A 14,776-nucleotide genomic window follows, 5' to 3' on the forward strand; every position below is an offset into this window, starting at 1 on the left:
ATTCGCCAGCACCACATCGCTGTACACCAGTGTTGGCAGCGACTTTCGGACCCGCACCCTGCGCCGCGTGCTCGACCAGACCATCAAGGATGCGCTCTCGCTGGGAGAGGAAACCTCATGAAACGCGAAGTCGACTACAGCTGGCGACTGGCCGAGCTCATGGCCGCTCATGGCATGCACAACAGCACCGACCTGATCCCCCGGCTCGCCGAGCGTGGGATACAGCTGTCCCGGCCCCAGGTGTACCGCGTCGTTCATCAACGGCCCGAACGTGTCTCACTGCAGCTGATGGCGGCGTTGTGCGACATCCTGGGCTGCGGCGTCGAAGACCTGGTCACAGTAACCGCCACCGACGTCCGCCGCCGCAAGACCGCCTCGGGCACGACCCCGCCCGCGCCGAACGTCGTCGAACTCAACAAATCGGTCCGACCACGGCGCGCCCGAGTCATCACCGATGACCATTGACCCAAAGCCCCGCTCGACACGACGTGGAAGGCCACCGGTCACTGATGGTGACCAAGAGTGCAGCAGGTGCCACCGCATGGCCAACAAACTGCGGGTGTATTGGCCCGGTGATCAGCTCTGCCACAGCTGCTTCTACGCCGCGATGCGCACGCATGGCATCTGCCCGCTCTGCGGCCACGATGGCGTCCTACCAGGACGCGCGAACCACACCGACCCACGGCCGGTCTGCCTGACCTGCTCCGGCATCCCCGGCAACTTCACCTGCCGGACCTGCAAACAGGAAGGCGAGATCTACCGCAACGGCGTTTGCGCCCGATGCGCACTGCGCGATGACCTCTGCCGGATCCTGTTGCACCACCCGGCAGACTCTGCCGCGATGGAGACCCTCATCGAAGTACTGTGCGGCGTGGACCGGCCCGAGAGCATCCTGACCTGGAAACGCAGCCAGAAGGTCCTGGAAATGCTCGGCGGGATCACCTCCGGCGCAATACCACTCACCCACGACGGCCTCACTGCAGCGGGCCGCGGCAAACACATCGGCCACCTACGATCGATCCTGGAGCACCATGGACTGCTCCCACCACGAGACGAACACCTGGCACGCTTCGAAGAATGGTTGAGCGCCAAACTGGGCGCCGTCGCTTCACCGGCAGTCCGCGCACCGATTGAGCAGTTCGCCACCTGGCACCACCTACGTCGGTTACGCAGTGAGTCCCAGCCCGGCCAATCATCCGACGGACCGAAGCGATCCGCGAAACAAGAGATCACCGAGACCATCAAATTCCTCACCTGGCTCGAGAACACCCATGGCCGCACCGCCGTGGACTGCACACAGCACGACGTCGACGAATATCTCGCATCGGGACCCACCACCCGCCACTTGATCAGAACATTCTTCGTCTGGGCCAAGAGCAGCAGGATCAATACCGGAGTGCAGATCGGATTCCGGCAGGCCAGAACAACCCCGACAATCACCCAAGAACAGCGACTGGCCTGGCTCAAGGAACTGCTCACCGGCAACGCCGAAAGCCTTCCCTATCGCGTGGCCGGCGTCCTCGTGCTGCTCTACGCACAACCACTCACCAAAATCGCTGCCCTGCAGAGCACCGTTATCTCCCAAGCCGACGGGCAAACGCTCATCGCGCTGGGCAAACAGCCCATCCCGGTGCCCGAACCGTTCGCCTCACAGCTCAACTACCACCTTCGCCATCGACCCAATCTGCGCACCACCGGCGGAGCCGTCGGCACCCCCTGGATGTTCCCCAGCAGCAGACCGGGCTGGCACCTGGACCCACAAACGATCATGCACCGGCTTCGATGGGTGGGCATCAACACGCTGGGCTCACGCAACACCGCGTTGAAGGAACTCGTCGCCCAGGTCCCCGCTCCCCTGGTCGCCGAGATGCTCGGATACAGCGACCAAGTCACCCAAAAACATGCTGCGGACGCCGGCAACACCTGGGCCGCCTACGCATCCACCGCACCCGAACGGAGCAGCGTGATTCCTCCGCGACAGCAGCCGCAGCCTGTTCCTCACTTTGCGCACGCTGACAACGGTGACCAACTGACCTTAGACCTCACCGATGACGACATCGACGATGGTGCTCCCCCAGCCAGTCCCGTTCAGGCTCTCCTCGATGCCCTTGATGGCGCAGCGGACACCGTCACGCAAGCACGGGCCGCTGTCACCGCAGCCGAAGAGGAACTCGCACAGGCTGTGCTACACGCCTATCGCTCCGGGTTCACTTGGACGAGAATTGCTGCGAGACTGGGTATCTCGCCGCAGGCTGCACACCAACGGTGGGCGGCACGGGCCCGCAACCCGGCCGAGCACGACAGGCCGGGCAACGCTCACGACACGCAGGATCCGTAACGAACTTGGCCCTCACGCAGGACCGCGGTGATCGCACTACATGTGGCCGCTCGGCGGGATCATCTACTGGCAGCAATTCGGGTCGAGCACCACACACAGTGCTTGCAGGGCTTCGGGTTTCACCCGGTGAAAGACGTTCATGCCACGCCGATCGGAGATCACCAGGCCAGCCTTGCGGAGCTGCCCGAGGTGATGGCTGACCGTGGATTCGGCCAGGTCGAGTACCGCGGCCAGCTCCCCGCTAGTCTCCTCCCCAGGGCGCGAACTGAACAGCAGCGACATGATCTTCACGCGCATCGGATCAGCCAGGGCCTTCAGGCGCATCGCCACCTCCAGGGCGTCGGCGTCGCTGAGCGGTCCGGCGGCCACCGGGGCGCAGCACACCGGGGCGGACATGTCGATCACGGGCAGCGCTTTGGGCATGACATCCATCCTGCCACAATTCTTGACATATATCGAAAAGGTGGCATGCTGAGCACTGACGCGTCAGTTCGATATATGTCTCATCAGTGGTTGGAGGCCCATCATGTCCCGTGTTCAGTTAGCGCTCAACGTCGATGATCTCGACGAGGCGATCACGTTCTACACCAAACTCTTTGGCGTTTCCCCCGCCAAGGTCAAGCCCGGTTACGCCAACTTCGCGGTCACCGAGCCGCCGCTGAAGCTGGTGCTGCTCGAAAACCCAGGCAAGGGCGGCACCATCAACCACCTCGGGGTCGAGGTCGAATCCAGCGAGACGGTGCACGCCGAGATCGCCCGCCTGACCGGCGAAGGGCTGTTCACCGATGAGGAGATCGGCACGACCTGTTGTTTTGCCACCCAGGACAAGGTCTGGGTGACCGGCCCGGCCGGAGAGAAATGGGAGGTCTACACGGTGCTGGCCGACTCCGAGACATTCGGCACCAATCCCCAGCTTCTCGCCGAGGGTGAGGCTGCCGAGGGTGGAGTCTGCTGCGGCGGAACTGCCGCCGCCGACGCGGAGCCCCAAGCGGCGAAGACGTCGGCCTGCTGCTGAGCGGGATCCGCGCCACGACACCAGGGGCCCACCATCACACGATGGTGGGCCCCTGGTCATTGGTGGCCTGGCTTGACGGCTAGTTCGATAAGTATCAATATTGATGTATGTCGAAATCATCTGATCCGGTCGACGACGCGTGCTGCCCACCCGGAGCACTACTGGGGGAACCCCTCTCGGCCGCAGAGGCCGCAGATATGGCAGTCAAACTCAAGGCCCTGGCCGATCCGGTTCGGCTGCAGTTGTTCTCGGCGATCGCCAGCCACGCCGGCGGCGAGGCCTGCGTCTGCGACATCTCGGCCGGGGTGGAGGTCTCCCAACCCACCGTGAGTCATCACCTCAAGGTGCTGCGCGACGCCGGCCTGCTCACCTCGCAGCGTCGGGCCTCGTGGGTGTATTACGCGGTGGTGCCCGACGCACTGGCCAGCCTGGCCGTGCTACTCGGCGCGACGTTGGCGGGGGTGCCGGCATGACCGACACCAGCACTGCGCCGCCGGTCGTCGGCAAGCTCTCCACCCTGGATCGGTTCCTGCCGGTCTGGATCGGCGCCGCCATGGTCGCCGGCCTGCTGCTGGGCCGCTGGATCCCCGGCTTGAACACCGCGCTGGAAAGCGTTCAGCTGGACGGTATTTCACTGCCCATCGCCCTGGGCCTGCTGATCATGATGTATCCCGTGCTGGCCAAAGTCCGCTACGACCGCCTCGACACCGTCACCGGAGACCGCAAACTTCTGCTCTCCTCGCTGGTGTTGAACTGGGTGCTCGGCCCGGCGTTGATGTTCGCGCTGGCCTGGATGCTGCTGCCCGACCTGCCCGAATACCGCACCGGACTGATCATCGTCGGGCTGGCCCGCTGCATCGCCATGGTCATCATCTGGAACGACCTGGCCTGCGGAGACCGCGAAGCCGCCGCAGTCCTGGTGGCACTCAACTCGATCTTCCAGGTCATCATGTTCGCGGTGTTGGGCTGGTTCTATCTGTCAGTGCTGCCTGGCTGGCTCGGCCTGGAACAGACCACCATTTCGACTTCACCGTGGCAGATCGCCAAATCCGTGCTCATCTTCCTCGGCATCCCACTGCTGGCCGGCTACCTCTCTCGCCGGATCGGAGAAAAGACGAAAGGCCGCGACTGGTACGAGGCCAAGTTCCTACCCCGGATCGGGCCCTGGGCGCTCTACGGGCTGCTGTTCACCATCGTGATTCTCTTTGCCCTGCAAGGCGATCAGATCACCAACCGACCCCTGGATGTGGTCCGCATCGCCCTGCCCCTGCTCGCCTACTTCGCGATCATGTGGGGCGGTGGCTACCTGCTCGGCACCATCTTGGATCTCGGCTACGAGCGCACCACCACCCTGGCGTTCACCGCCGCCGGCAACAACTTCGAACTTGCGATCGCCGTGGCGATCGCCACCTACGGCGCCACCTCCGGCCAAGCCCTGGCCGGCGTCGTGGGCCCGCTGATCGAAGTCCCGGTCCTGGTCGCCCTGGTCTATGTCTCGCTGGCGCTACGCAAACGATTCCACCACCACACCCCCCAACACCTGCCCACCGGCTCGACGACGAGAACGGAACCCACACCATGACTGACAGCCCCGTCACTCACCAACTGCGCGACGACCTCTCGATCGACCAACAGCTCGCCTTGAAGACCGCGGCGACCCGGCTGCACGGCGAGTTCGATGGCACATTCGGCACCGAGACCATCGAACGGTTCCTCTGCTCGTCCTACGACCAATTCGCCGGTCGCGCCACCATTCCCAACTTCCTGCCGCTGCTGGCCGAACGGTTCGCCCGCCAACGCCTGCACGCCCTGGCACGGGTCGAAGGCAAGATCAGCGACGGCAAGCCCACCGTGCTGTTCCTCTGCACACACAACGCCGGCCGCTCGCAGATGGCGCTCGGTTACTTCACCCATTACGCCGGCGACAACGCGATCGCCTGGTCGGGGGGTTCTGAACCCGGAAACGAGATCAACCCGGCCGCGATCGCTGCCATGGCCGAGGTCGGTATCGACATCACCAGTGAATACCCCAAACCCTGGACCGACGAAATCGTGGCTGCCGCCGACGTTGTCATCACCATGGGCTGCGGGGACGCCTGCCCGATCTTCCCCGGAAAACGCTACGAGAATTGGGAACTGCCCGACCCGGCCGGCCAAGGCCTCGACGCTGTGCGCCCAATCCGCGACCAAATCGACCAACGCATCCACCAACTGTTGGCCCAGCTGAACGTCGCAGTCACCCCGTGACCATCGCACCGCACGAGCATCCGTCGCGATGATCCGCAGTCAACATCAGGTGGCGCCAATGACCGCCGACCATGCCGATGCCGTCCTGGCGATCTACCAAGCCGGGATCAACACCGCAAACGCCACCTTCGACCTCAATGCTCCGGACTGGGCAACCTTCGACACCGAACACCTCCCGGATCACCGCTTCGTCGCCACCGACTCCGACGGACACGTCATGGGATGGGCTGCCGCTGCACCTGTCTCATCACGGTGCGTGCATGCCGGGGTGATAGAGCTCAGTGTGTATGTCGCCGAGCACGCTCGCGGCCAAGGTATCGGGACACTGCTGCTGCAGTCTCTGATCTCCTCCAGCGAGAACGCCGGAATCTGGACCCTGCAAAGCCAGGTGTTTCCCGAGAACACCGCCACTCTCGCCCTTCACCACCGGGCCGGATTCCGCGTCGTCGGCGTGCGCGAGCGCCACGGCCGACACCACGGCCACTGGCGTGACGTCATCCTCCTCGAGCGGCGCAGCCCGCACATCATCTGACCGCCCACAACGAAGGAGAACACCCGGTGACCAACTCACCCCCAACCGTCCTGTTCGTCTGCGTCAGCAACGCCGGAAAATCAGTGATGGCAGCAGGACTCATGCACCACATCGCAGGAACAGCCATTCACGTCGCCTCGGCGGGCACCCACGCCAAGACCGCCGTCAACGACCTCTCAGCGCAGGCATTGGCCGAAGTTGGCGTCGACATCAGCGGCCACCAGCCCGTCCAACTCACCGATCAGATGCTCGACGATGCGGACCTGGTGGTCATCGTCGGCACCCAAGCCGAACTCGGCAACCACCCTGGCACCACCATCCAGCGATGGGACACCGACGAACCCTCACTCCGCGGCATCGACGGAATCGAACGCATGCGAATTATCCGCGACGACATCAACACCCGCGTCCAGAACCTCGCCGCCAGTCTCAGCGACTAGCCATCCAGACAGAGCCGCAGTGACAACTCGCCTCCCGGTGTTTCGCGGGAAGGTGCTCGACTCAGGTGGTGGGGCTTGCGGGGTAGGCGTGGACCAGTGCGCTCGATAGTTTCGGAATGGCGTGGGTGAGGGCGTGTTCGGCGTCGTGGGCGATCTGATGGGCGTTGGTGAGGCTGGTGGACGGGTCGATGTCCAGTTCGGCGTCGGCGTGGATGCGGTGTCCGATCCAGCGCATTTTGACGCTGCGCACAGCGGTGACACCGGGTTCGGCGGCCAGCGTGGTCTCTGCGGCGGCGACGAGTGCGGGGTCGATGGCATCCAGTAGGCGTCGGAACACGTCGCGTGCGGCAGTGCGCAGTACCGCCAAGATCGCCACGGTGATGAGCACGCCGATGATGGGGTCGGCCAGCGGGAAGCCTAGGGCGACGCCGCCGGCGCCGAGCAGCACGGCCAGGGAGGTGAAGCCATCGGTACGGGCGTGCAGCCCGTCGGCGATCAGGGCGGCCGACCCGATTTGGCGTCCGACGCGGATGCGGTAGACCGCGACGAGTTCGTTGCCGATGAAGCCGACCAGCCCGGCCACGGCGACCCATCCGAGGTGTTGGATCGGAACCGGGTTGATCAGCCGGCGAACGGATTCGATGCCGGCGATGATGGCCGAGAGAGTGATCATCGCGACCACGAAGAGTCCGGCCAGGTCTTCGGCGCGGCCGTAGCCGTAGGTGTAGCGGCGGGTGGCGGCCTTGGTGCCCAGCGCGAAAGCGATCCACAGCGGGATGGCGGTCAGGGCGTCGGAGAAGTTGTGGATGGTGTCGGCCAGCAAGGCTACCGACCCGGAGATCACGACGATTACCAGCTGCGCGATGGAGGTCGCTGCGAGCGCGAGGAGGCTAATCTTGACTGCGCGGATGCCCGCGGCACTGGATTCCAGGGCCCCGTCGATGCTGTCGGAGGCGTCATGGCTGTGCGGGGCGAAGATCTCCTTGATCGCTGCGCGCAGGCCTTTGGGGTGATCGTGGCCGTGATCTAAGCCGTGGTCGTGACCGGCGTGTTCACCGTGGTCATGTCCGACAGCCGCGGCGGGTCGGGCCTTGTGCATCATGTGCGGCGTCCCTTCGATCGGATCGGCGTGGGGTCGACGGTGGCGGGATGCAGGGTGGCCAGGTCGGCGGCGTCGCGGTGATGGCCCGGCACATCTGGTCCGGCGTGTTCGGCGTTGAACACCGCGTCGGTGACAAGTTGACCGATGTGGTCGTTGTCGAGGCTGTAGAAGATCGTGGTGCCCTCGCGGCGGGTCCGCACCAGCCGCGCCATCCGCAGCTTCGCCAAATGCTGAGATACCGACGGCGCTGGTTTGCCGATATGGGTCGCCAGGTCGTTGACCGACATCTCGCGGCTCACCAGCGCCCACAGCACCTGAACTCGAGTGGCATCGGCCAACATCCGGAACACCTCGACCACCAGATCGACCTGGTCGTCGGGCAGCCGACGACTACAAGCCCCTTTATCTGCATTCATGCGCAGATAATAGTAGGAGTATGGAGCGAGTGTAAAACGTTGATCAGGTGGTGGCCCGGGCCACGCGGGCGTGGGCCAGGCGCGATCACTGCGCCCCGTCATTCAAGCGTCGCTGATTCAGGCTGATCACCCGGCGGTCACTCATCGCGACGGCTCCATCCAGATTGTCTGCAAAGCAGCGTGTTTCGGCGATGCGGCGGGCCTCCACGGCGACCCCTCGACCACCCACGCCATGAAATCATTTGCCCGCTTCAACCGATCGGCGTCGCGAGTGTTCCAGGGGTTTGAGGCCGAATCCGATTCATCGAGATAGCCGGTTTGCGCGCGATAACGCCGCAGTGGCGTTGGAGGACGAGCCGAGTTTGGCTAGTTCGACGGTTGGCCATGTCAGCGTTAATGGGCCCCGGCCGACACGACGGGGGCAGCTTGATGCCCCGCTTACCCCATCGACCCCTAGACCAACACTCAGCAAACTAGTTTCCGGGTAGGCGCCCAAAGGAGCGGCAGCCATCCAATACGACAAGCTGCTTAGGAAGCCTTATCGCCGACGGCCGCTTTCAGCACGACGAATACGGCGGAATCGAATATGGAGGGTTACCAGTCCGGCGCTAACCCTTTGTGCTCCAACAGTTTTGGATACTCCGATAATATCGTCCGGTCTCAGTAGATCTGGCGGATTTCTCATTGAACGTGGCGGTCGCCGGATCGCTTCCGCCCGCTCATCGGTTTCCAGATCAACACGATGGTCGTTGATCCACGGCGCGCCCCACCACCCCTGTCGTCGATAACGAAACGCAACCGAGCTACTAGCGCGGTTGCGCTCCGCACGTACGCCAGCCCATGCGGGTGCGCACTACCCCATCGCACACCGACACGTGACAGCGAGGCGCCCGCCTACCTCGGGGCAGGGCCGGTTTCAGATCTCTTTGACCGTCGCCGAAATACTGAGGTCGGTCAGTAGCGGCTGCAGCTGATCGACGACCGTTGCGTCGAGGACCAGCTGCAGTGTGCCCTGTAGGTAGCTGATCTGACGCTCGTCGAGCGCCATGTAGAGCGCGCGGAACACCGCCGCGAATCCGTCGGCGGCATCGGCGCCGGCTAGCAGGTTGCTTGTGAAGGAGAACGCGATCTGACGCTCGACCGTCGCCGCCCCGGGCCCGGATTGGGCGTCGCTGCCTGCGGGGGCCGCGGTAGAGCCAGACCCGGTTGTGGCCGCCGTCGACCCGCCATACATCCCGCCGGTGGCGGCACCGGCCTGTGGGCCTCCCGTGGCGCCGGTTGCAGAGCCCGGTCCGCCGCTATCGGGGCCATCGGGGTCGTCGCTGGCCGGCGGCGCGGGGGCGGCGATCCGCAATGCGGTGCTGGTGAGGTTCACCTGCCCAGGCGTGGTCACCTCGACGGCGGTCCCGGACGCGTCGACGATGCGCAACGACCCCTGCGCCACGGCATCGTAGATGGCCTGCTGGAGGTCGCGATCACTTTCGTAAAGCAGAGGTAGCCGCGGCGCACTGTAGAACGCGGCGCGGATGTCTGCCAGCGTCTTGCCGTAGTCCTGCTCGCGCAGGTTGTGCATCAACGCCTGCGCGCCGAACTGGCCGGCGTCGAACACCTTGTCCCGGTCCGCAAGCCCCTTCCATACGATGGTGCCGTTGAGCGCGGTAAGCGTGTCGTCGTCGAACGTGAGCTGGTCGAGATAGCGCTCCCCGTCGGGATCAGGCTGCGCGACGTACGCGACGTGCTGGTACGCCCGCTTCAACGCCTTCTCGAGTTGGTCCTTGGCGGTCGCGAGTTCCTTTGTGCCCGTGGCCTTCAACTCGTCATCGGCTTGCACCTCGGGGGCGGCCAACGCCTTGCTTCTAGCCAAGTACTCCGCGGCCACGCTGCGCGCCAGGCCGCGCCGCTGTGTGTTCACGACGGCGAACACGGCGCTGCTGGCCCACTGCACCGGCAGTTGATCGGGGCCCTGACTCAAGCCCATCGCCGCCTGCAAAGCCTCCAAGGTGGCTGCTTCGGCTCCGTTGCGCAGACTGAACTGGGCAGGATCGAGCATGACGAGCCGGGTGGTAAATGCGGTGTCCAGCCCTGCAGTGGACAGCACCTGCGCCGGTGTGCGGGTGGCGTCGGCGGCGACGAACCGCAGCTCACGGAACGGGCCGGTGCTGGCGAGCCGCTGAGCGAACTCGACGAGCACGGCGTCACGCTCGGCTTCGGTGATCGTGCGCCGAATGTTGTTGACCAACATCCGATGTGTCAGCCGTGTCGACAGGAAGTAGCGCGCCGGCTTGTTGTTGCCCTGCCCCGGAATGATGTCCAGCGCGCTGAGGCCGTGGTCGACGTCGACGAGGTCGGTGACCACGGCATCGGCGTCGGTGATGGTGTATGCGGTGTCGGGAATGCTGGTGGCGGCCTTCACTTCCGGAGCACTGGCGCCGCGACCACGACCGGGACGCAGCGTCCCGACGATGCTGGCCATGAAGATGAAGGTTGCAGCCCGCTCCGCGGCCCGCGGGTTGGCCTCGCTCCACAGAAGGGGCTCGCGAGTGAGGTCCTGCCGGCGTGCGGTGCCACTGCTGCCGTCGTGGTTGACGACCTCGATCTCGGCGAGGCTGCGGTAGTTGGCAATCGTGCGTTCATCTTCGACCAGACCGCTTCCCAGGATCGCTTCACGCACAGCCGAATCTGACAGGGGGAAGTCTCCGGGCCCGATGAGCGTCGGCACCCATTCGCCGGCCTTTCCCCGCTCCTGTTGCGCGTAAACCGTCGCGGCGAAGATTCGGATCGTCGAGCGGACTCGCTGAAATCCGGTGACCTTGCTCCACTCGTCCTTGGCCAGCGCCATCAGCATCGGATGGAACGGGTAGCAGGCGGCGACCTCATCGGCCCAGCGATTGCGCCAGGTCGCGCCGATGGCGTCCCAGACGTTCTTGGTCCACCCCTTGTCGGCGAACACCGCAGAGTATTGTGCGGCGGTGGCGCTGAGGACCTCGGCGGCGGGTTCGGCGTCGAACAGGCGCCGCCGCAGGATGTCGGCGAAGTCGGCGACCTCGGTGACCACAGCGGGAAAACCGTTGCGTTCGAGGAGACGGTTGAGATCATCGCGCCGTTCCTGGGCGGCCTTCGACAGTGCGGTCTGGTCGGCGTCGGAGGCGATCATGACCATGAGCATCGAGACGTTGGGGACGTCGTTGACGACGTCCAGCAACGCCCGCAGGAACGCCATGTCCTGCGCTGCGAGGTCAGGCTTGTTTGCCCCGTCGAGCCCGTTGCCGATGTAGTCGAGCACTTCATCGACGATGATCAGAACGGGCCGGTTCACCGCCCGGATCGCCTCGGCGATCTTGTGCTTGTCACTCCAAAACGGTTGGTAGCGCTCGAACAGCGCGTAATCCTTGGAGAACAGCCGCCACAGGAAGCGCTCGTAGAGGTTGACCGCCGGGCCGTCGTACTCCTGGACCGAGGCGCCCGGTGTCATGTTGTCGCACGGCAACACCACGACGTGGGGACCACGCAGATCCGCCGCCAAGGGCTGACCGATCTTGGCCTTGGCGCGCGCCGCGACCTGCTTTCCCAGCTCGGTGCTGAACAGCGCTTCCGGATTAGCGGCCAGATGGAACGCACCGATGCACGCGTGGGACTTACCGCCGCCCATCCCCTGGTCGAGACGCGTCACTGCACGGGCCTTCAGATAGTCGTCGGCACCGCCGATGCGGATGGCGATCTCGGTGAGCAGGTCTACGAGCCGCTCGGTGGGGTGGGTGATCTCGCCGTAGTAGGCGGCGTCGGCGTACAGCGGACGCGCCGCCCCGGCACCGTGGACGGCGGCGAACAGCGACATCTGCACGTCGTCGATCTGCCCGGATGCCGACAGGATCTCCTGTCGGATCTTCAGCGCCTTCCACCACGGCGTTACCGGGGTCGTCATGGTGGTCCTCCTGGTGAGCGTTGACGAAGATGGCGGGCATTACATGAGCTTGAGCTGGTCGTCGGCGTCCTGGCGGCGCTGGGCCGCGGCGCTGCTGCTGGCCGTCGCGGCGCCAGCCGCGGTTCCGATGGCCGTGCGGGTACGCAGCATGCGGGTGAGGGCTACCGCGTCGGGGTCATTGTCGGGTAGCCGGTCGGCGAGGAACTGGATGGCCGCCCAGAGATGCACGTCGTCGGCGTCGCGGCCGGCGGCGGCCAGCACCTGACCCATCGCATCGAGGCCCTCCTCGGATACCCGCGCGACGGCCAGGGCGACGTCGATCGCCGCCGAGTCGGCGTCGATCCTGGTCGTGAAGTGGGCCGCGTCGACGAACTGGACGCCGTTGCCCGAGTCGCGGATCAGGTCGCGGATTTGAGTGATCTCCAGCGCCGATGCCAGTGTCTGCCAACGCAGTTCGGACTTGGCCTGCACCTGGCGGCCGTAGAGCCGTATCCACCACAATGCGAATCGCGTGCGGGCGTCGAAACTGTCGAGCGGTTGATGATTGATCTCGACTGCCATCGCCTCCTGTACCGCGGCGCGGGCCAACGGCAGGAACGTGTGCATGTCGACGGGATTGCCGCGGGCGTCGAGGACCTCGCTGTAGCGGCCCACGACCTCCATCGCGGGCCCGGCGGCGGCCATCAGCATGTCCGCCGGCGCGAGACCCCACCGTTCCCAGTCGGGATACCGCCGGCGGATCTCGGCCTTCAGTTCGGCCTCGACGGCGCCCTTGCGTCCTGCCGAGCGTCCCGTCGGTGCGGGCCGACACGTCATCGTCAACGTGGTCACGATGTTGGTGAAGCCCACCTTGCCGCCGGGTTCGGTCTTGGCGGGCCACGCGCCGGTCAGCACCAATCCGGCATCGCGGATGGCGGTCAACAACCGCTGCCACACCTCGGGTTCGCCGTGGCCGAACACGATCGTCACGATGCCGTCCTCGGCGACCACGCGCTGCGCCTCGGAGAACGCCTTGGTGATCAACGTGTCGTAATGCGCACGGTTGCGGTGATCGTTGTTGCTGGTGCCGCCCTTCTTGACGATGATCTCTTCTTGCTTCTCCTGCACACCGAGTTCATGTGCGGTGAAACCGATTTCGGGCCACGACACGGCGAGCGCGCGCTTGATCCACACGTAGAACAGGTCGCTGGCGTCGCTGTAGTCGATCATCGCGTCATAGGGCGGATCGGTGACGACCGCGGAGATGCTGCGATCACGGAACGGCAAGCTCACTGCCGACCCTCGCCGCACGTCGCAGGGGTGACCAGTTGAAGGCGGCATCGTCGCCTCCAACGCGCTCAACGTGCCGCCGGCCACGGAATCCCAGCTGCCGGGTCCGTCTGCCAAGCCGACCTCGAAGTAGTCGAACGAGAAGTTAAGGCTCGACTCGGTGGCGAACACGTCGTTGACCTTGTTCAGCTTCGGGTCCAGGGTGCAGCCGCGCGTGGCGCGGCGGATCTTGCGCGCCATCGCGGCCGCGCAATACCCCGTCAACGCGCGCACGTACTCATCGCTGTTGCCGTTGGTGACCAGCTCGCTGCCGATGTCGCCGATCACGCGCGCCAGCGTCACGAACGACAGCGTCTGGCGGGCGTTCATCATCTCGCCGTAGGTGCGCGTGCCGTACACCGTGGCCTGCACGGTCCAGGTGTTGCCGTCGGGGATCCGCTCATCGGGCACCGCGGGCAGGAACGGAGCGAACCGAGGCTGATTGCCGACGACCGCGGCCGCGGCGGTGATCGCCTCCAACTCCACGGCCTCCAGTGCCCTGTAGGACTTGCCCACTTCCGAATCCAGATCGGCGGCCAACAGCGGCGCATCGTCACCGCCGCCCTCGGCGAGGATCCTCATCTGCATATGCCGGTCGTGTGCGTGACCGCAGAACGGACATACCGCCAGCCGCCCGTTGCTGTCGTACTTGCTGCGCCCCGGCGGCACCTGGCGAGTCGGGGGACGTTGCGGCTCGCCGTCGTGAACGACAACCGACCAGGTACCCGAAGCGACATCGGCGTCGATGTAGTAGGCCTGCCCAGGATCTGCAAAAGTGGTCTTGGTCTTGCGGTTTCGGCGGGTGCTCGGCTGACGCAAATTGAGGCGACCGATCAGCGGGAACGGGCGCGAGCATTCCTGGCAGGGGATGGTGACCGCCCACAGGTAGCCCCAGGCCTGCCGACCGCCGACTTCGGGATAGAACCGAGCCAGCGCCTCTTGATGTCGCATCGAGACTTCGCGGAACACCGCGTCGACGTCACCGACGAGCCGCGCCCGAGTGCCCAACAACGTCTGGTCGAACGGCAGCGCGGGCTCGTCCTCCCAGCTGCGGAACGGGAAATCGGTGAGTAGTCGCGACGCGAGCACCGCGACCGGGCTGTAGTCGATCGCGTGGGCCAGCAGACCCAAGCGCGCCGTCTCCAGCGGCAGCATGCCGCGCCCGCTGAACGGGTCCAGCGTCGACACTGGCGTGCTGTGACTGGCAGAGATCCTCTTGTTGATCTCCTCGACCGCGGCGAAGCGCCCCGACATCGCCTCGCGGACCAGGCGCTGCAAGTCCTGCTGCTCGGCGGGATCATCGGGCCACGGCAGCAGCGAACAGATGGTCGCCGCCTTGGCCTGCGCGGTGGGCCGCTTCGCAAACCAGGTCATAATGCCGACTTCGGAGTTCCCACTCCCCCAACCGGATTGACTGTTAGCACTGACCTCGGCGCACGGAAACCAGCGTTCGATC

At 65.3% G+C, this 14,776-nt stretch carries 11 protein-coding genes and 2 pseudogenes; 8 read left to right on the forward strand and 5 right to left on the reverse strand.

What is annotated here, in order from left to right:
• Window positions 1-117 precede the first annotated feature (117 nt).
• Window positions 118-465 carry a helix-turn-helix transcriptional regulator gene (locus tag JF781_RS21200; protein WP_033725363.1) on the forward strand — a complete coding sequence of 116 codons (348 nt, stop codon included), beginning with the start codon at window positions 118-120 and terminating at the stop codon, window positions 463-465.
• 76 nt (window positions 466-541) lie between these two features.
• Window positions 542-1,942 (forward strand): annotated as a pseudogene (locus JF781_RS21205) (hypothetical protein); the annotation flags it as partial.
• Window positions 1,943-2,401: 459 nt separating this feature from the next.
• On the opposite strand, the gene JF781_RS21210 reads toward JF781_RS21205, so the two are convergent.
• Window positions 2,402-2,761, reverse strand: a complete 360-nt coding sequence (locus tag JF781_RS21210) for an Rv2640c family ArsR-like transcriptional regulator (RefSeq protein WP_033725383.1) — start codon at window positions 2,759-2,761, stop codon at window positions 2,402-2,404.
• A gap of 103 nt (window positions 2,762-2,864) precedes the next feature.
• Between JF781_RS21210 and JF781_RS21215 the strand changes: the two genes are divergently transcribed.
• The 6 genes and pseudogenes from JF781_RS21215 to JF781_RS21240 all read left to right on the forward strand — a co-directional run bounded on the left by JF781_RS21215 (window position 2,865) and on the right by JF781_RS21240 (window position 6,572).
• A complete protein-coding gene (locus tag JF781_RS21215) occupies window positions 2,865-3,353 on the forward strand; it encodes an ArsI/CadI family heavy metal resistance metalloenzyme (protein ID WP_033725364.1) in 489 nt (162 codons plus the stop codon).
• A 107-nt stretch (window positions 3,354-3,460) separates the two neighbouring features.
• Complete coding sequence (locus tag JF781_RS21220; RefSeq protein ID WP_033725365.1) at window positions 3,461-3,826, forward strand: metalloregulator ArsR/SmtB family transcription factor; 366 nt, start codon at window positions 3,461-3,463, stop codon at window positions 3,824-3,826.
• Window positions 3,823-4,928, forward strand: a pseudogene (gene arsB / locus JF781_RS21225) (ACR3 family arsenite efflux transporter); the annotation flags it as partial. The gene JF781_RS21220 and the pseudogene arsB, both read left to right, overlap by 4 nt.
• A 3-nt stretch (window positions 4,929-4,931) precedes the next feature.
• A complete protein-coding gene (locus JF781_RS21230) occupies window positions 4,932-5,600 on the forward strand; it encodes an arsenate reductase ArsC (RefSeq protein WP_033725367.1) in 669 nt (222 codons plus the stop codon).
• 58 nt (window positions 5,601-5,658) lie between these two features.
• A complete protein-coding gene (locus JF781_RS21235) occupies window positions 5,659-6,132 on the forward strand; it encodes a GNAT family N-acetyltransferase (RefSeq protein WP_088304394.1) in 474 nt (157 codons plus the stop codon).
• 86 nt (window positions 6,133-6,218) lie between these two features.
• Window positions 6,219-6,572, forward strand: a complete 354-nt coding sequence (locus tag JF781_RS21240) for a low molecular weight phosphatase family protein (RefSeq protein WP_044524883.1) — start codon at window positions 6,219-6,221, stop codon at window positions 6,570-6,572.
• Between the two features lie 61 nt (window positions 6,573-6,633).
• Here JF781_RS21240 and JF781_RS21245 read toward each other — a convergent pair whose 3' ends face one another.
• From JF781_RS21245 to JF781_RS21260, 4 genes are all read right to left on the reverse strand, one after another.
• On the reverse strand, window positions 6,634-7,674 hold the full coding sequence (locus JF781_RS21245; protein ID WP_033725373.1) for a cation diffusion facilitator family transporter: 1,041 nt from the start codon (window positions 7,672-7,674) through the stop codon (window positions 6,634-6,636).
• Complete coding sequence (locus JF781_RS21250) at window positions 7,671-8,090, reverse strand: metalloregulator ArsR/SmtB family transcription factor (RefSeq protein ID WP_033725375.1); 420 nt, start codon at window positions 8,088-8,090, stop codon at window positions 7,671-7,673. Before JF781_RS21250 ends, JF781_RS21245 begins: the two co-directional genes overlap by 4 nt.
• A 916-nt stretch (window positions 8,091-9,006) precedes the next feature.
• Window positions 9,007-12,012: a DUF499 domain-containing protein gene (locus JF781_RS21255; RefSeq protein ID WP_225329404.1), complete on the reverse strand. Its 3,006-nt coding sequence runs from the start codon at window positions 12,010-12,012 to the stop codon at window positions 9,007-9,009.
• 39 nt (window positions 12,013-12,051) lie between these two features.
• On the reverse strand, window positions 12,052-14,694 hold the full coding sequence (locus JF781_RS21260; RefSeq protein ID WP_225329403.1) for a DUF1156 domain-containing protein: 2,643 nt from the start codon (window positions 14,692-14,694) through the stop codon (window positions 12,052-12,054).
• Between the last annotated feature and the right edge of the window lie 82 nt (window positions 14,695-14,776).

Source organism: Mycobacterium sp. WUMAC-067 (assembly GCF_020217485.1).
Classification (GTDB): domain Bacteria; phylum Actinomycetota; class Actinomycetes; order Mycobacteriales; family Mycobacteriaceae; genus Mycobacterium.